This window comes from Hungatella sp. SL.1.14 (genome assembly GCF_024460495.1).
Taxonomy (GTDB): domain Bacteria; phylum Bacillota; class Clostridia; order Lachnospirales; family Lachnospiraceae; genus Hungatella; species Hungatella hathewayi.
This window is the reverse complement of sequence record NZ_JANFYJ010000013.1, coordinates 1-17,974: the sequence shown is the minus strand read 5'-3', so window position 1 is coordinate 17,974 and position 17,974 is coordinate 1. Positions and strand designations below refer to the sequence as shown.

Sequence of the window (17,974 nt, the reverse complement as noted above, 5' to 3'; positions counted from 1 at the left end):
GTATGCAGATCGTTACTGTTGTTCGGGAAATACTGGCTACCCCCGCTTTTCTTGTAGGATTTGTAACACTACTTGGCCTTCTTCTGCAAAAAAAACCTGTAGAGCATGTGATCAAGGGAACAATTACAGCCATTGTAGGTTTTGTCCTTTTATCAGCCGGATCTGATTTTCTGCAGAAAGGCGCACTGAAGGATTTTGGTGTCCTGTTTAATTACGATTTTCATATCCAGGGCGTAATTCCGAATATGGAGGCGATTGCTTCACTGGGAGTTGCACAATATGCAGTGGAAGTATCGATGGTTATGTTTTTGGGAATGGTCGCCAATCTTGTTATTGCGCGGTTTGGTCCGTTTCACTATATTTTCCTGACAGGACATCATACGCTCTACATGGCCTGCCTTCTGACCGTGGCTCTGAGCGGAAGCAGCATGAAGGAATGGCAGATCATTGCGGCGGGAGCTCTTATGCTGGGGCTTTTCATGGCGCTCATGCCGGCACTGGCACAGGGGGAGATGAAAAAGATAACCGGAGGGAATGGAATTGCACTTGGGCACTTTTCCACATGCGGCTATCTGATTGCAGCAAAGACCGCGCGCCTTGCAGCAAAAAAAGACAGACGGATAAAGACCGCAGCTTTAGAGACAGGAACAGTCAAGTCAACGGAGGATATTCGTTTTCCCACAAAGCTGTCATTTATGCGGGATTCAACTGTTGGGATTTTTATCGTAATGACAGGCATCTTTTTGGTGGTCAGTGGAATTGCGGCAGCGCGGACGGATCTGGCAGCGCTGGATATTTCTTACAAGACCGGAGGTTTTCAAAACTGGATCATCTATGCGGTCATTCAGGGAGCTCAGTTTTCGGCGGCTATCTATATTATCCTGTCAGGCGTACGCCTGGTGATTGCTGAGATCGTACCGGCGTTTAAGGGAATTGCAAAAAGAATTGTGCCTCACGCAAGGCCGGCGGTTGACTGTCCGGTTCTCTTTTCTTATGCGCCGAATGCCGCTATGATCGGTTTTCTGATGTCATTTTTGGGCGGCATCGTAACAATGCTTATACTGATTGGGATTAATACCTGGTTCGGAGAGCTGATCGTCCCTGTGATTGTTCCCGGCGTCGTTGCCCATTTTTTCTGCGGAGGCTCAGCCGGTGTTTTTGCGAATACAGAAGGCGGAGTCAAGGGGTGCCTTGTTGGTTCGTTTGTCCACGGCATTTTGATTTCCGTGCTGGCCCTGATTGTAATGCCAGTGCTTGGAACTTTAAATCTGTCAGGGACTTCATTCTCTGATTCGGATTTTTGTATCGCGGGAATTTTATTTGGAAATCTCGCTTCCGTTTTATCAGGCGGAGGGATCCTGCTGGTATGTGTTCTTGTATTTATTCTCCCAATCATATGGGAGCAGACGGCAAAGTATCGAAAAACATTGAAAGCTGATTAAGTAAAAAGCAGTGACTGACAGGTGGTTATTACGCCTGTCAGTTTTTTTGTCCTCTGAAGTGTCTGCGCGTTCAGTACAACGCTTTGCAAAATAAGTTGAAATCTTCTGGACTTCTGTTTGAACCGGCGGAATGGTATAGTGAAATCACAGAAAACGAAGAGCAATTAAAAATTCAAGGAGGGAAATTATATGAAAATCGTAGGAGTTTGTGCTTGCACAGTAGGGATCGCACACACATATATCGCGCAGGAGAAGCTGGAAAAAGCGGCAGAGAAAGCAGGCTTTGAAGCAAAGTTCGAGACACAGGGAAGCATAGGAAGAGAAAACGCACTGACACAGGAGGACATTGCAGCGGCGGATCTTGTCATACTGGCGATTGATGTAAAGATTGCGGACCGCGATCGGTTTGAAGGAAAGAAAACCATACAGGTTTCTACCGATGTTGCGATCAAGTCACCAAACAAGCTGATGGAAAAGGCGAAACAGGTAATGGAAGCTGCAAAATAAGGAGGAAGAGAACATGGATTTTACAGAGGTGCTTAATCCCCGGACAATTATAACACACTTGAAGGTCAATCAGAAGGCGGAAGCTCTGGAGGCCATGGCGGAACTGTTTGCTGAGGCAGGGGTAATTGGTGATAAAGAGCAATACATAAAAGATGTTTACGTGCGTGAGGAAATGGGGGCAACCGGGATAGGCGGTTACATCGCGATTCCACACGGAAAAAGTAAGGCTGTCATCACACCGGGGGCTGCAATAGCAGTTCTTGACCATGAGATTGAGTGGGAGAGTCTGGATGGCGCTGGCGCTAAGGTTATTATCCTGTTTGCCGTAGGGGCGGACCATGAGGCGGCAGAAGAGCATTTAAGGCTTTTGACAATGTTTTCAAAACGTCTGGGGGATCGTGCAGTGGTCAGCAGGCTGATCGATGCGGATACCGCGGAGGAGGTTATGCTCGCATTTACCGATGATGGGTGTATAAGGAAAGAAGAGCCTGACGAGGAAGAAGAACTGAATCTCGATGAAATTTCAATTATGTGAAAGTGAGGAAACGAATATGGTAACATTTGCCCCATCACTGATGTGTATGGATTTAGGAAAAATAAAAGAGCAGTTTGCAGTTATGGATCAGTATATGAAACTCTATCACGTCGATATCATGGACGGCCATTTCTGCAAAAATATGGCGCTTACTCCGGGGATTCTTAAGAGCTTCCGGGAACATACGAATACGGATATTGACGTACACTTAATGACAACCAATCCGTCTGACTGGATTGAGATGTGTGCTGCGGCAGGAGCAACTTATATCAGCCCGCACGCAGAAACAATCAACACGGACGCATTCCGCACGATGCAGATGATTCAGAAGCTTGGCTGTAAGTGCGGCGTTGTTTTAAATCCGGCGACACCGCTCAGCTATGTGGAATCTTACCTCGAGTATATTGATATGCTGACAATTATGACGGTAGATATTGGGTTTGCGGGTCAGAAATTTATTGATCAGATGTACAATAAAATCATGCAGGCAAAAGAACTGCGGGAGAAAAATGGCTATCATTACAAAATTCAGATTGACGGCCACTGCAATAAAGAAAATTACAGGCAGCTGGCAGAGGCGGGGGCTGATGTGCTGATCGTCGGCAATGCGGGATTATTTGGACTGGATCAGGATCTGGATACCGCATGCAGGAAAATGGAAATGGAATGGAAAGAGAGCATGCTGGAGAAAGCGGTTTAATGGAGGGGAAAGAATGGAAAAGTTAAAGAGCTTAAATATTAAAAGTCATCTGCTGACAGCTATTTCCTATATGCTGCCGATCGTATGCGGAGGCGGATTTTTAGTGGCAATCGGGATGGCACTGGGCGGAACGAATCTCTATGCGGCAGGACTCGTGCAGGGGCAGTTTACATTTTGGGATGCTCTTGCTACGATGGGCGGAGCTGCACTGGGACTTCTTCCTTTAATTATTTCGGTGGGGATCTCATTCTCAATAGCAGGAAAGCCAGGAATTGCCCCTGGATTTGTAGCCGGTTTATCAGCGATTGCGATCAGTGCCGGCTTCATCGGAGGCATACTGGGCGGATATCTTGCCGGGTACCTTGCACTGTTTATTATTAAAAACTTAAAGCTGCCGGCCTGGGCCAGAGGATTGATGCCGACAGTCGTTGTACCTTTAATTTCTTCTTTCATCGCCGGTCTGGTAATGGTTTATGTATTTGGCGTGCCGATTGCAGCATTTACAAACTGGCTGACTAATGTATTGCTGGGACTTGGTACATCCTCCAAATTAGTGCTTGGCCTTGTAATCGGCAGTCTGTGTATCGTTGACTTTGGCGGACCGATCAATAAGACCGTGTACGCATTTACGCTGACGCTTCTCGCCTCCGGAATTCGTGAGCCTGTCACAGCGCTTCAGCTTGTAAACACGGCGACGCCAATTGGATTTGGCCTGGCATATCTGATTGCGAAAGCATTACACAAGAATATCTATGAGCCGGAGCAGGTGGAAAACCTGAAATCAGCCGTTCCAATGGGAGTTTTAAACATTGTAGAAGGTGTCATTCCGATCGTCATGAGCGATCTGGCACGCGCTTTGATTGCATCAGCAGTTGGCGGCGCCTGCGGCGGAGCGGTTACGATGGTTCTGGGAGCTGATTCCACGGTTCCATTCGGGGGATTTTTAATGCTTCCAACCATGACACGCCCATGGACAGGATTATTGGCGATTGCAGTGAATGTGGTTGTGACCGGATGTCTGTATGCGGTAATCGCAAAGAATAAAGGGAATGAGGGCTTTGCCGATGAGAGAGAAGAGGAGGAAGAGCCGGATCTGGAGGATATTCAGATCTTTTAACACAGAAGAAAGGGCTGTCTGGGAATAAGCCAAAGACTCCGATAAGCAAATGGCAGGTGCGTGATCTGTGGTGTGATCACGCACCTGCCATTTGTTCAAAACTTATCGAAACGCATACCGGCAGATTTACACATCATCCTGTTCCTTCTTTAACAGCATGCGTTCAAATTCCTCAGCCGGCATAGGCTTTGCAAAATAGTATCCCTGTCCGATATCACAGCAGATCGACTTCATAAAATCCAGCTGGACATCATTTTCAATTCCTTCTGCAACCGTAGTAATTGAGAGGGCTTTTGCCAGATGAATTACGCTTTCTATCACAATCTTGCCCCGCTCTGAGGTGGACTGCTCAGACAGGAAATCCTTATCCAGCTTTAACTCTGCGATATCCAGATCCTTCAAGGTATTGAGAGAAGAATACCCACTTCCGAAATCATCCATTGAGATGGAAAAACCGATTTTGTGAAGCTTTCTGATTACCATTTTAACCTGTTCTAAATTACTCATCGCAACACTTTCGGTTACTTCCAGTATAATCAGGGACGGATCAATATGGTACTGGTCTACGATTTCATGGAATTTGTCTAAATATTCCTCATCGTAGAAAAATACTCTCGACTGATTGACAGAGACAGGGCTGACTTTATATCCCTGCTGTTTCCACTGGGACACCTTTCGGCAGGCCTCCTCCAGCATATACATATCCAGCTCCGTGATAAAGCCGTTTTCCTCAAACACCGGGATAAATTCATCCGGATAGTGAATGACGCCGTCAGAAGAGTACCAGCGGACAAGGGCTTCCGCACTGTGCATCGAACCGTCCTTCAGATAGTATTTGGGCTGTAAATACATGTGGAATTCTCCGTTGGCCAGTGCTGCGTACATCTGACTTTCTATCTCGATTTTCTTGCGGGCTTTTTCATAGAGGGCCTCATCGTAAAACGCAACCGGATTGGAGGTATTGCCGTTGACACTGTTGAGTGCAAGCAGAGCGCCGTTGATGGCTGTATCGGGAGAATGGCGGTGCGCATCCCAGGGGGTGTCCGCCTGTATAATATGAACTCCAAAATTACAGTTGATGCGGTAGTCCTGGTTGGGACTCACGGTATACTCGTTAATTTCCCGCTGGATGTTCCGAATTCTGTCAATGAGTTCTTCCTGGCTATGATAGGTGAGCAGCATGCCGAAGTGGTCGGCGCTGTCCCGATAGTACCGCTCCTCATGACAGACATTAGTATGCAAAACCATGGCAATATGCTGCAGCAGACGATTTCCGCTCTCAAAACCAAAGAACTCATTTACAAATTTAAATCCATTGATATTCATCAGCACCATGGCATAGTCTTTCGGTTCCTTCAACAGTGCAGGAAGGTCTGTGACAAAGCGGTTCCGGTTATCAGCACCGGTCAAAAGATCTTTGTACGCAAACTGCTGAAGTGTCTGGTGCTCCTTCTTCAGAAGGCTGTAAATGTAAAGAAACAGGATTCCGAATAAAAAGAAAATACAGATCATGACACCTGAAAACACGAGCAGAAGCGTGTGGAAATTGTGATTCAGAAATGTCTGCGGCACCAGGCAGAATAACTGCCAGTCATTGACACCGATGGGAAGGAAGGTAACCCAGTACGCCTCTCCCTGATAGCGGAAGGTGGCAAAGGAATCACCGTTATTCTCCATACTGGCAAGTATGGATGCCCGGATGCCGTCCTCAATCTCCCCGTCGTCAAAGAGATTGTGCATCTGCTTCGGAATGACGGCGTGGTCAGAACGGATAATAAAATTTCCCTCATGATCAACAATATGTATATAGGCAACGCCGTCGAAGATATCCTGGCTTATGATATCCGTAAGATTGGAGGTGAGCCGGGTGGCGGTGATTGCTCCTGTGATCGTATCATGATAGGTGATGGGAACTCCATAACAGACGACAGGCTCTCCGGATAACCGGTCTGTCATAATCTCAGACACGGTCCGCTGACCGGATAAGGTCTTCTGTATAAACGCCTCGTCACTGACATCGACATCAAAATGCTTTTCCCCGTCACTGTCTATAAAATATCCTGTCTGTGCAGGTGAGACAAATCCCATGCGGGTAAAGTCATTGCGGATGCTCTGTTCTTCCAGACAGGAAAGCGTCTCATCCAGATGAATGACATCATCATATCCGATCAGGACGGCCAGCGCCTCCAGTGTCTGAAAATCCCCGTCAATCTGTGCCGTAATAATGTTCTTATACTGTGACACAATCTCTTTCATATACTTCTGAGCTTCTTTTTCCTGCGCCTGTTCTATACTCAAATAGCTGATGCCGCCTATCAGAACCAGTGCAGCGCTGATAAATGACACTAAAATGGCAGAAACCACAATATGCTTTTTCACACCTTTGTCTACCATGGCCAGCCCCTTTCCATGTATGTTTGGATCTAAAATGATTATACAATATTAACAGAAGGAATTCAATTGAAAAGATGGCCTGGCAGAGCCCTTCTTCCGTCTTATTCTGAAAGGTCAGATTCTAACTTATTGAATTCGGCTCATACAGACTTCTGCGGGGACTTTAATAAATCTTCCAATGTAATCCCATCCAGATACTCATTGATAATCTTATCCAGTTCCTGCCATACCGGCCGGGCCAGACAGAAGCCGCGCCGGGAGCACTCGGTGTAAGATTCCTCGGCGCAGGCGACAGGGGCCAGACTTCCCTCGGTCAGGCGCAGAATCTCCCCCAGAGTATATTCGCCGGGCGCCCTTGTCAGGCGGTAACCGCCGCCTTTTCCCCGCAGACCGGTCAGAAGTTTATTCTGTACCAGAACCTTTATGACAATCTCCAGATATTTTTCGGAAATCTCCTGGCGGTTCGCTATTTCTTTCAGGGGTACATACCTGTCTGTGGTCTGCTGAGCCAGATCCAGCATAACCCGCAGCGCATAACGTCCCCTTGTCGAAATCATCATCTGAAATACCTCCCCTCTGTAATACCAGTATTATTATCCTATTATACAACAAGGTAAATAGGAATCGCAACAGGAAATAGTATTATAAACCTATTGACAAAGTAGGTTTATAATACTATGATGTTAATAACCAAGTGAAATGATAGGTTAATAAAAGTACAAGATAAAAGATAGAAGAGTGAAGCTTAAACAGCAGAAATGGAGGAATCTATGGCAAATCAATTGTTGGAAGTAAAGGGATTATCTGTCAAAGTGGAAGATAAAGAGATTTTGCATGGAATTAATCTTGAGATCAAAAAAGGAGAAACCCATGTACTGATGGGACCCAACGGGGCGGGAAAGTCTACCCTCGGATACGCGCTGATGGGCAATCCCCGCTATGAAGTGACGCAGGGAGAGATCTGGTTTCAGGGGAAGCTTATGAACGGGGAAACAGCGGATAAGCGGGCCGGAGCCGGAATGTTTCTTTCTTTCCAGAACCCTCTGGAGGTTCCCGGGCTTTCACTGGGAACCTTTATACGCAATGCGGTGGAACAGCGAAGGGGCGCCAGAGTGCGCCTGTGGGATTTCCGCAGGGAACTTGAGAAGGCCATGGAGCTCCTGCAGATGGAGCGGACGTACGGAGACCGGGATTTAAATGTCGGATTTTCCGGAGGTGAAAAAAAGAAAGCGGAGATTCTTCAGATGCTGCTCTTAAAGCCGGGTCTGGCAATTCTGGATGAGACAGATTCCGGTCTGGATGTGGATGCGGTCAGAACCGTGTCAAAGGGTGTGGAGGAGTATCAGAAGGACCGGAACGGAGGCCTGCTGATTATCACTCACAGCACCCGGATCCTGGAGGCTCTGCGGGTGGATAAAACCCATATTATGATAGACGGCCGGATTGTGAAGACAGGCGGAGCTTCCCTGGTGGAAGAAATTAATAAAAACGGGTTTGAACAGTATTTGGAACAGGCGGACCGATAGTCTGCGTCTCCGGAAAGGAAGAAAAACGAGATGGAAGAGAAGACATATGTAAATGATATAGACAGAAGCATCTATGATATCCGAAATGAAGAAACGGATGCGTACCGTATAGAGGAAGGCTTAAAACCAGCCATTGTAGAGCAGATATCAAAAGAGAAGAACGATCCGCTCTGGATGGAACTGTTCCGGCTAAAGTCCCTGCAGATTTACAACAGCATGGAAGTTCCCGACTGGGGGCCTTCCCTGGAGGGACTGGATATGAGCCATATCGCTACCTATGTGAGGCCAGGCACAAAGATGAAAACGAAATGGTCCGATGTGCCGGAGGCCATAAAGGATACCTTTGAACGTCTGGGAATTCCCCAGGCGGAGCGGAAATCTCTGGCGGGAGTTGGTGCCCAGTACGATTCGGAGCTGGTGTATCACAATGTCCGCCAGGAGGTGGCGGAGCTGGGCGTGGTATACACAGACTTGGAGAGCGCGCTGAAGGGTGACTATGCGGACATGGTGAAAAAGCATTTTATGAAGCTGGTGAAGCCTTCGGACCACAAGTTTGCCGCGCTTCACGGAGCCGTCTGGTCGGGAGGCTCCTTTGTCTATGTACCGCCAGGAGTTTCCGTGGAAATACCGCTGCAGTCGTATTTCCGGCTGAATGCGCCGGGGGCGGGGCAGTTTGAGCATACGCTGATTATCGTGGATGAAGGGGCCAGCCTTCATTTTATTGAAGGCTGTTCCGCGCCGAAATATAACGTGGCAAATCTCCACGCGGGCTGTGTGGAACTGTATGTGGGAAGAAATGCGAAGCTGCGTTACTCTACAATTGAAAACTGGTCGAAAAACATGTACAACTTAAATACCAAGCGGGCGCAGGTAGAGGAAGGCGGCACGATTGAGTGGGTATCCGGTTCCTTCGGCTCACACGTTTCTTACTTATATCCTATGAGCATCCTGAAGGGCCGCGGAGCCAGAATGGAGTTCACAGGAATTACTTTTGCGGGTGAAGGACAGAATCTGGATACGGGTGCGAAAGTGGTTCACGCCGCTCCGGAGACGACTTCGTATATGAACACCCGGTCCATATCCAAGAGCGGAGGGGTAAGTACCTTCCGCAGTTCCGTGGTGGTAGCCAAAGGAGCGAAGAACAGCAAATCCGCTGTGTCCTGCCAGTCTCTGATGCTGGATGGAATATCCAGGTCAGACACGATCCCGGCTATGGATATCCGGACTTCCGATGCAGATATCGGCCATGAAGCCAGGATTGGGAGAATCAGCGATGAAGCCGTCTTTTATCTCATTTCCAGAGGACTGAGTGAGGAGGATGCCAGAGCCCTGATCGTCAGTGGCTTTGCGGACCAGGTATCCAAGGAGCTGCCCCTGGAGTACGCGGTAGAGATGAATCATCTGATCCGGCTGGAGATGAAGGGGAGTATTGGATAGGAGGCTTTCACAGGAGAGCGGAAAGGAGGTTCCCTATGGGACAGGGACTTGATTTAACAATAAACAGGCTGCCGGCCAGAACCTGGAACTGGCTCAGGATGAATGAGGCGGACCTAAAACAGATAGAAGCGGGGGAATCCCCCACAGTGATAACGGAAGGGTTTGAGGAAGCAGAACCGTGGAATGAGGATATTTCAGTTCTTCCGACCGGCATGGGGGAAGATATGGACCGCCTGGCCGGAGAGGCCGGGACAGCGGCGATCAGGATTCCGTCCGGGCCCTTGAAGGAGAAGAAACGTGCCGCGCTGCACTTTGTCTGCAGCGATGGTGGGAAGAGCTTTCAGCCGGTGGAACTTCTGGTAAGGGAAGGGGAATGCTTAACCGTGATTATGGATTTCACCTCGCCGCCGGAAGCGGCAGGTCTGGCTGCAGTTCAAACCCGGTTTCAAGTGAATAAGAATGGCAGGCTGAAGCTGATCCAGCTTCAATTGCTGGGAAGCGGATATCGATTTTTAAACGATATCGGCGGCCGCTGTGAAGAAGACGGAGCTGCGGAGGTAGTACAGCTGTTTTTGGGCGGATCAGAAACTTACGCGGGCTGCCGGGCAGATTTAGCAGGGAGAGACAGCGTTCTGAATGCGGACATCGGCTACCTGGGAAGAGGAAATCAGCGGTTTGATATGAACTATGCAGCAGATCACCGGGGGGAGCGGTCAAGCAGCCGGATCCTGGCCGGCGGCGTGCTGCGGGACAGAGCCTTTAAGCTTTTCCGCGGAACCATTGATTTTAAGTCGGGAGCCGTCGGGGCAGAGGGCGAGGAGAAAGAGGATGTACTGCTTTTCGGAGACGATGTGGTCAATCAGACCATTCCTCTGATTCTCTGCGCCGAGGAGGACGTTTTAGGCAGCCATGGAGCTACCATTGGAAGGCTGGACGAGGAACTCTTATTCTATCTCTGTTCCAGAGGCATGAGCCGCGAGGAAGCTGAAGCAATGCTTACAAGTGCCAGGCTGGAGGCTGTCTGCAGGAAGAGCGGAGACGAAGCTGCAGAGCAGATGGTACACAATTATCTGAAGGAGGTGAAGGAGAATGGAAAACAGGAATCCATATCGTGAGGATTTTCCGCTTTTGGCGAATAATCCGGTCATTTATCTGGATAGCGCAGCAACGGCCCAAAAGCCCGGCTGCGTACTCCGGGCAGAGCGCGACTTTTACGAGCAGTGTTATGCGAACCCCATGCGGGGTTTTTATGAACTGAGCATGGAGGCGACAAAGCGGCTGGAGGAGGCCAGAGAAGAGGTTCGGCGTTTTATCAATGCTCCTTCAGCCGACGAGATCATTTTCACCAGAAATACGACAGAAAGCTTGAATCTGATAGCTTACAGCTACGGATTATCAAAGCTTAAGGCAGGAGATGAGATTCTGGTAAGCATTATGGAGCATCACAGCAATCTGCTGCCCTGGCAGATGGCTGCCGGGAAGACAGGCGCGGTTTTGAGATTCCTGGAATGTGAACCGGATGGCAGGATTTCTCAGGAGAAGCTGGAAGCGGCATTTACTGACCGGACCAGACTGGCGGCTGTCGCCCACGTCTCCAATGTGCTGGGATGTGAAAATCCGATACGCCGGATTGCGGCCATGGCCAGAGAACGAGGGGCTGTTGTTGTGGTGGATGCAGCACAGAGTGCTCCTCATATCCCAATTGATGTACAGGAGCTGGGGGTAGATTTTCTGGCCTTTTCCGGTCATAAGCTGATGGGCCCTATGGGGATCGGTGTGCTCTATGGAAGGCGGGAACTGCTGGAGGAGATGCCGCCCTTCTTAACCGGCGGGGAAATGATTGATTCCGTTACCAGAACAGGCGCCGTATTCGCCCCGATCCCTCATAAGTTTGAGGCAGGTACCGTCAATGCGGCAGGAGCCTGGGGATTAAAGGAGGCGGTCTGCTATTTAAAGTCCGTGGGATTTGATGAAGTGCGGCGCCGGGAACTGGAACTGACAGCTGCCGCCCTGGAAGGTTTGAAACGGATACCGCACGTACATGTTCTGGGATCGGAAAAACCTGATGAACACTGCGGCATCGTGACCTTTACCGTAGACGGGGTTCACCCCCATGATGTGAGTGCAATTCTGGATGCGGATGGAATCGCCGTCCGTGCGGGGCATCACTGTGCCCAGCCGCTGCTGGAATATTTAAAGGTTCCATCTGCCACCAGAGCCAGCATTTATTTTTATAATACCAGAGAGGAAATAGAAGCATTCCTGAAGAGTGCAGCCGGAATCAGGAGGAAGATGGGATATGGAGAATAGAAGCTTTTATAATGAGGTATTGACGGAACACAATCTGCGCCCGGCTCACAAGCACGATCTGCCGGATGCCAACCTGGTGCTGGAGGGCGTTAATCCCAGCTGCGGGGACGATATCCTGCTGAAACTGAAGGTGGAGGACGGGATAATCCGGGAGGGCTCTTTTGTAGGCGACGGATGTGCTGTCTCGCAGGCTTCCGCGGATATGATGCTGGATCTGGTGATTGGAAAAAAGAAGGAAGAGGCCGTGAGGCTGGCTGAAAAGTTCTTTCAAATGATCAGAGGTACGGCGGAGGAGGCAGACTTAGAGGCGCTGGAGGAAGCGGCCGCCCTGCAGGATATATCCCACATGCCCTCCCGTGTAAAGTGCGCGGTGCTGGGCTGGCGGACGTTAGATGAGATGCTGGCGGGAGAGAAGAGTTGAGCGTGCAGACGTAAAGCAAAAAATGCTTTCTGTCATATTTCATACATGCTATAATAACACCATAGAATACGGTGATTAACAGCCGTACAAAAAGGGAGTTTAAGCATATGAAGCTGACAGAGCAATTACAGGAATGGAACGAAAACGACGAATATCAGAAAATCATTGATGCGATCGAGGGGATGCCGGTTGAAGAACGGACGCCGGAATTGATCAGCGAACTGGCGCGGGCCTACAATAATATTGCAGGTCCGGCTCTTCATTATTTTGAGCAGTCTTTCCGGGAGAAAACGGCAGAGGGCTGGAGCGTATTTGAAAAGGGCGAAGCCCGTCTTCGCGCACTGATGGATCAGAAAGACCAGGGGGCGGTCAGAGAGGAGCTGATTGAAACGTGTTCCGGTCTGCTGTCTGCCGTTTTTTCGGATGTGAGCTTTGAATTAGGGTTTAACGGGAAAAAGTACGAACTGATCCTGACTCCTGAGGGGAAAAGAACCAAACTGTTTGAGCTTGTCTACTTCCAGAGCCATGCTCCATCTTCCGTTCTGGAACACTGGAATATTCTGGTGGGCCGACAGCCTTCCCGTGGCTACAGCCTGGGCGCTTTCGGTGAGATGGTCTCCGGCCAGGATGTACAGGTATGGATTGAGAAAACGGAAGAACACTCCCAGAGTAAGCATATCTCATTGGAGCTTTACTGTGAAAAACTGCTGCCGCTTTTCAAAACGGATGAGAGTAAGGTGTGGTGGCTGTTATCTACCCTTCTGGATCAGATACTGGGAGAACTTGCTGCGATGGAACTGGTGGAGGACTTCCAGGTGCTTGATACACCGAAGGATGCAGTGCCGGTCCTGCTAGACGAGCTTCCGGAGATACTTAAAAAGATGGATATCGAATGTTCCAGTGACCCTGAGCACTTTCTGGAGAACAGCTTCATCGGCTATGAGATGGTACCGGACCAGAATCCGGAGGCAGACTGGAGGCTGGATGTGTTTGCAGGCAGTACCCGGTGTGCTGCAGTCATTAACGAATATCTTCGGGGAGAGGGCGATATTATGGACGAGTTCCACCGGGATGGCGTGACGGCTGGATTTCTCTGCTATCCCCTGGACAGCTTTGCACATGAGGAGGAACGCGGCCGGGTGGTCCTGGATTTTCGGGATGAGCTCATAGCGTATGTGCTTGAAAACGCCGGTGATGATGCGATGACTTTTTTGGGAGGAGCTACCGGTATTTACTGCGGCTATCTGGATTTTATCGCCTGGGATTTAAATGCGGTGCTGGCCTCGGCAGCAGCATTTTTTGAGAACAGTCCGGTTGAATGGGCAGCATTTCATTCCTTCCGTCGGAATGTTAACGCGGTCCGGCTGATGGATAAAAGACCGGCTGAGGCAGAGTAAGGAGCTGCTGCTCCTGGTATTTCCAATTGACATCAGAGAAATTATTTGATAAAATACATTTAGATGATTAGATAAACGTCTAAATGTATTTTTATTTTAACGCCGTACGCGGCGAAAGGAGGTGCAGGCCATGCCCTTTGGCGACACTTTTAAGGCTTTGTCCGATCCCACGCGGCGGGAAATTCTGACCTTGCTGAAGCAGGGCAGTATGACGGCCGGGCAGATTGTGGAACGGTTTGATACATCAGGAGCCACGATTTCCCATCATCTCAATATCCTGAAGCAGGCAGGTCTCATCGAAGACCGCAAATCAGGAAAATATATTTACTATGAGTTAAACACCACCGTATTCCAGGAAGTGCTTTCCTGGCTTCAGACATTAATGGAGGAACAACATCATGAAAAAGACTGACAGAAAACTGACCTCTCGGGATCTCCTGTACTGGGGACTGGCCCTTGTGCCATTTATCATTTCCATTGTATTTTACAGCCGCTTACCGGAGCAGGTAGCGACCCACTGGGGAAGCGACAACCAGGTCAACGGATATTCCAGCCGGAATATGGCGGCCTTTGGGATACCGGCATTTATGCTTCTAATGGCGGTGATTGTCAATGTGATCCCCGTGATTGACCCGAAGCGGGAAAATATCAGGCGTTCGAAGGAACTGATGGCGATCGTACGCTGGTTCATTGTACTGCTGGCAGTTATGGTTCAGCTTGTGATTGTATTGTCTGCGGTTGGTATTTCCATCAATGTGGGAAGCGTGGTAAGCGTACCGATCGCTTTGCTGTTTGTTGTTATCGGCAATTATCTTCCGAAATGCAGACAGAATTATACTCTGGGAATTAAACTGCCATGGACTCTGGCGGATGAGGAGAACTGGACACGGACGCATCGTCTGGCCGGATATGTGTGGATGATTGGCGGTATTCTGATGATGATCCTGGGATTTTTCCACATGGAGCCTCTGTACTTTACTGTATTTTTAAGCATGATCCTGATTCCCGGTGTATATTCTTATCTGATCTACCGGAAGAAGGCAGGGCATAAACTGTAGCTTTCTGAGACGAACGCAGACCGGAATCTGCTGGTCAACGCTCCCTGTGTCTGGTACAATAGAGTATAATTTCCAAATACATCCTGAGAGGAGATAAGAGGCTATGGAACAGAGGGAGATACTGGCAAAACGCAGCAACAAGGTGGTCTACAGGGAGGGGAACCTGGTATATAAGGTATTTGACCGTTCGTTCCCCAAAGCAGATATTCTAAATGAAGCATTAAACCAGGCAAGAATAGAAGAAACGGGCCTTCCGATCCCGGGCATAGTAAGTGTAAACGTGACGGAACAGGGGGAATGGACCATTGTTCAGGAATATGTCAGCGGAAAGACCATGGCGCAGCTGATGAAGGAGGAGCCGGAGAACCGGAATCAGTATTTAGAACAGTTTGTCGATCTGCAGCTCCTTGTTCACAGCAAGCGGTCACCGCTTTTAAATAAGCTGAGGGAGAAGCTGGACCGCCAGATCAGCACCTGTGAAGCGCTGAGCCCCAATACCCGTTTTATTATCCGGGGCCGTCTGGACAGCATGCCAAAGCACGCTTGCGTACTTCACGGAGATTTTAACCCGGGAAATATCATTGTCAGTGAAGACGGAACGTGTCACATCCTGGACTGGTCTCATGCGACGCAGGGAAATGCCTCCGCCGACGCAGCGAATACATATCTGCTGCTGACGCTTAAGGATGCTGAGACTGCGGATCAGTATTTAGAGCTTTACTGCAGAAAGAGCAAAACAGCGAAACACTACGTGCAGCAGTGGCTCTCCATTGCAGCAGCTTCGAGAAAGACGAAAGGGATTCCGGAAGAAGAGAAGCTTTTAAACCACTGGCTGAATGTTTTGGAATATGAGTAATCAAGAGATGCAGAAGCAGTTTATTCCCGCGGGCAGCGAAGTCAAACGGATTCGCTGCCCGCGCTGCTGTCTTCGATAAAGGCTGTTCAGCCTTCCTTCAGCATCTGCATTGTTCGATACTTTTCATTTTCCGTGGAGCCCTGTTTTTTATGTGCAGACTCATGGAATAAAAATGTAGAAAAACGGATTTAATGGACGATATTTTCTCAAAAATATGGTAGAATCATGATAGCAGATCTTTTAACTGCCATTCAGATTTGGAGGGGAAAAATATGTCAAAGAGTACAGAGGTTTTGCGCATCTGCAAAGAAAAGGGAATCAGGATGATTGATTTCAAGATGACGGATTTAAACGGCCGGTGGAGACACATTACGATTCCGGTTGAACGGTTTGATGAAGAGATTTTTACGCAGGGCATTGGTTTTGACGGATCGAACTATGGGTATGCTCCGGTGGAAAAAAGCGATATGGTATTCATACCGGATCCGGGGACTGCCGTGGTGGATCCATTTACAGAGATTCCGACTCTGACCATGTGCGGAGATGTATGTGTGATAGGAAAGGAGAACAGACCCTTTGACCAGTATCCAAGAAATGTGAGTCTGAGAGCCATCCAATATATGAAAGAACAGGGAATCGCGGATCAGATGCTGATCGGGCCTGAATTCGAATTTCATTTATTTGATCATGTCAGCTATATGGTGGAGCCGCAGCGCATGGCATTTACCGTGGATACCAGACAGGCGGCCTGGAACAGCGGCAGGGAGAGCGCCGATAATAAGGGATTTCAAGTGCCGGCCGGCGGCGGGTACCACATTGCAGCACCTCAGGATTCGGCGTATACATTAAGAAGCAGAATGTGTATGATGCTTCAGGAGTGGGGCGTGGATGTCAAATACCACCACCACGAAGTGGGCGGCTCGGGCCAGATGGAGATCGAAGTAGAACTGGGAGATATGGTGGACATGGCGGATAAGACCATGATTATCAAATACGTGATCCACAACGCCGCCATTCAGGATGGAAGAACCGCCACCTTTATGCCAAAACCAATTTATCAGGAGGCAGGCAATGGAATGCATGTCCATATGCTTCTTATGAAAGAGGGGGAACCGGTTTTCTATGATGAGGAAGGGTATTCCGGGCTGAGCAAGACGGCCCATTACTTTATAGGAGGTTTGTTAAAGCACGTTCCGTCCCTGTGTGCCTTTACCAATCCGTCCACCAATTCATTCAAGCGTCTTGTACCGGGATATGAAGCACCGGTAACGATTGGATATGCCACGTCCAACCGAAGTGCCGTGATCAGAATTCCGGCTTATGCCAAGACGCCAAAGGCAAAACGGTTTGAGCTGAGAAATCCGGATGCAACAGCGAATCCTTATTACGCATATGCGGCGATTTTGATGGCGGGCCTAGATGGCATTAAGAACCAGATTGATCCGGAAAAACATGGCTGGGGGCCGTTTGACTGTAATCTTTACGAGCTTCCGGAGGAAGAAAAAGCAAAGATTCAGTCCCTGCCAAAGACTTTGGATGAGGCGCTTGATGCCCTGGAGGCTGATCATGATTACCTGACGGCGGGAGGCGTGTTCCCGGAACGTCTGATTGAAATATGGCTGGAGAAGAAGAGGCTGGAGAGCCGGGAGTTATCTCAGATTCCCCATCCGGCAGAATTCCAGAGGTATTATGATTTATAATGATTTGTTCATGTGGAGAAGGAATCAGAGAAACGAAATTTGCAGTAAAAAAGCGGCTTCCGGTTATTCAGGAGCCGCTTTTTAGAGGTAAGAAATACAATATATAAAATTGAAAAAGTTTAAATAGTTGAAAAAAAATAAAAAAATCGAAAAATGGTGTTGACATTTCGAAAAAGGTTTGATAAGATATACCTCGCCGCTGAAAACGGCGGCAAACTTTTCCGAAAAACGTCCGGCCTGACCGCTGAGAGAGTTTTGAAGAAAATGAAAAAAGTGGTTGACAAAAATGAATCACTGTGATAAGATATAAAAGTTGCTGCTGACACAGATCGACAGCAAACGCACTTTGAAAACAGAAGATTGAACAGTATGTAAAACCCTGAAAATTCTAATAAAACAAGCCATTGTTTGATGGCTTTGAATGAGAAAATTCAGAACGAATACAAATATTGTATACGAACCAAACAACAAGTAAAACGGGAAATAAATTAGCTAGTTAGTTGATTTTGACCCCGGATCAAACGAATCATTTAACATGAGAGTTCGATCCTGGCTCAGGATGAACGCTGGCGGC

Annotated in this window: 17 protein-coding genes; 15 read left to right on the top strand and 2 right to left on the bottom strand. The window is 48.6% G+C overall.

All coding sequences use genetic code 11. The features are described from left to right. Positions 1 to 2 precede the first annotated feature (2 nt). The 5 genes from ulaA to NE473_RS14865 all read left to right on the top strand — a co-directional run bounded on the left by ulaA (position 3) and on the right by NE473_RS14865 (position 4,301). Positions 3 to 1,442 carry a PTS ascorbate transporter subunit IIC gene (gene ulaA, locus NE473_RS14885; protein WP_256265306.1) on the top strand — a complete coding sequence of 480 codons (1,440 nt, stop codon included), beginning with the start codon at positions 3 to 5 and terminating at the stop codon, positions 1,440 to 1,442. A gap of 189 nt (positions 1,443 to 1,631) precedes the next feature. Next, positions 1,632 to 1,949: a PTS fructose transporter subunit IIB gene (locus tag NE473_RS14880; protein WP_006776482.1), complete on the top strand. Its 318-nt coding sequence runs from the start codon at positions 1,632 to 1,634 to the stop codon at positions 1,947 to 1,949. Positions 1,950 to 1,962: 13 nt separating this feature from the next. After that, positions 1,963 to 2,484: a PTS sugar transporter subunit IIA gene (locus tag NE473_RS14875; RefSeq protein ID WP_006776483.1), complete on the top strand. Its 522-nt coding sequence runs from the start codon at positions 1,963 to 1,965 to the stop codon at positions 2,482 to 2,484. Next, positions 2,465 to 3,184: a D-allulose 6-phosphate 3-epimerase gene (gene alsE / locus NE473_RS14870; RefSeq protein ID WP_006776484.1), complete on the top strand. Its 720-nt coding sequence runs from the start codon at positions 2,465 to 2,467 to the stop codon at positions 3,182 to 3,184. Before NE473_RS14875 ends, alsE begins: the two co-directional genes overlap by 20 nt. A 13-nt stretch (positions 3,185 to 3,197) precedes the next feature. Continuing rightward, positions 3,198 to 4,301: a PTS fructose transporter subunit IIC gene (locus NE473_RS14865; RefSeq protein WP_256265305.1), complete on the top strand. Its 1,104-nt coding sequence runs from the start codon at positions 3,198 to 3,200 to the stop codon at positions 4,299 to 4,301. Between the two features lie 126 nt (positions 4,302 to 4,427). On the opposite strand, the gene NE473_RS14860 is transcribed toward NE473_RS14865, so the two are convergent. After that, on the bottom strand, positions 4,428 to 6,695 hold the full coding sequence (locus NE473_RS14860; protein ID WP_148510239.1) for a bifunctional diguanylate cyclase/phosphodiesterase: 2,268 nt from the start codon (positions 6,693 to 6,695) through the stop codon (positions 4,428 to 4,430). Between the two features lie 140 nt (positions 6,696 to 6,835). Beyond that, positions 6,836 to 7,255, bottom strand: a complete 420-nt coding sequence (locus NE473_RS14855; RefSeq protein ID WP_256265304.1) for an RrF2 family transcriptional regulator — start codon at positions 7,253 to 7,255, stop codon at positions 6,836 to 6,838. Between the two features lie 210 nt (positions 7,256 to 7,465). On the opposite strand from NE473_RS14855, the gene sufC reads away from it, so the two are divergent. The 10 genes from sufC to glnA all read left to right on the top strand — a co-directional run bounded on the left by sufC (position 7,466) and on the right by glnA (position 17,400). Further along, the gene (gene sufC, locus NE473_RS14850; protein ID WP_138314568.1) at positions 7,466 to 8,221 is read left to right on the top strand and encodes a Fe-S cluster assembly ATPase SufC; all 756 of its coding nucleotides are present in this window, start codon (positions 7,466 to 7,468) and stop codon (positions 8,219 to 8,221) included. 30 nt (positions 8,222 to 8,251) lie between these two features. Next, the gene (sufB, locus tag NE473_RS14845; protein ID WP_256265303.1) at positions 8,252 to 9,658 is read left to right on the top strand and encodes a Fe-S cluster assembly protein SufB; all 1,407 of its coding nucleotides are present in this window, start codon (positions 8,252 to 8,254) and stop codon (positions 9,656 to 9,658) included. A 35-nt stretch (positions 9,659 to 9,693) separates the two neighbouring features. Next, a complete protein-coding gene (locus NE473_RS14840) occupies positions 9,694 to 10,773 on the top strand; it encodes a SufB/SufD family protein (RefSeq protein ID WP_256265302.1) in 1,080 nt (359 codons plus the stop codon). Continuing rightward, on the top strand, positions 10,748 to 11,968 hold the full coding sequence (locus tag NE473_RS14835; RefSeq protein ID WP_138314570.1) for an aminotransferase class V-fold PLP-dependent enzyme: 1,221 nt from the start codon (positions 10,748 to 10,750) through the stop codon (positions 11,966 to 11,968). Before NE473_RS14840 ends, NE473_RS14835 begins: the two co-directional genes overlap by 26 nt. Beyond that, entirely contained in the window at positions 11,958 to 12,389 is a 432-nt protein-coding gene (gene sufU / locus NE473_RS14830; RefSeq protein ID WP_256265301.1) for a Fe-S cluster assembly sulfur transfer protein SufU, read from the top strand. The genes NE473_RS14835 and sufU overlap by 11 nt, the downstream gene beginning before the upstream one ends. Positions 12,390 to 12,496: 107 nt before the next feature. Continuing rightward, on the top strand, positions 12,497 to 13,786 hold the full coding sequence (locus NE473_RS14825; protein ID WP_256265300.1) for a hypothetical protein: 1,290 nt from the start codon (positions 12,497 to 12,499) through the stop codon (positions 13,784 to 13,786). Positions 13,787 to 13,916: 130 nt separating this feature from the next. After that, the gene (locus NE473_RS14820; protein WP_022033370.1) at positions 13,917 to 14,198 is read left to right on the top strand and encodes an autorepressor SdpR family transcription factor; all 282 of its coding nucleotides are present in this window, start codon (positions 13,917 to 13,919) and stop codon (positions 14,196 to 14,198) included. Beyond that, positions 14,185 to 14,844, top strand: coding sequence for an SdpI family protein (locus NE473_RS14815; RefSeq protein ID WP_022033371.1), 660 nt, complete (start codon positions 14,185 to 14,187; stop codon positions 14,842 to 14,844). Before NE473_RS14820 ends, NE473_RS14815 begins: the two co-directional genes overlap by 14 nt. Positions 14,845 to 14,947: 103 nt before the next feature. Further along, complete coding sequence (locus tag NE473_RS14810) at positions 14,948 to 15,700, top strand: phosphotransferase family protein (protein ID WP_055652044.1); 753 nt, start codon at positions 14,948 to 14,950, stop codon at positions 15,698 to 15,700. A 272-nt stretch (positions 15,701 to 15,972) separates the two neighbouring features. Next, positions 15,973 to 17,400, top strand: a complete 1,428-nt coding sequence (gene glnA / locus NE473_RS14805) for a type I glutamate--ammonia ligase (protein WP_022033373.1) — start codon at positions 15,973 to 15,975, stop codon at positions 17,398 to 17,400. The last annotated feature ends 574 nt before the right edge of the window (positions 17,401 to 17,974 follow it).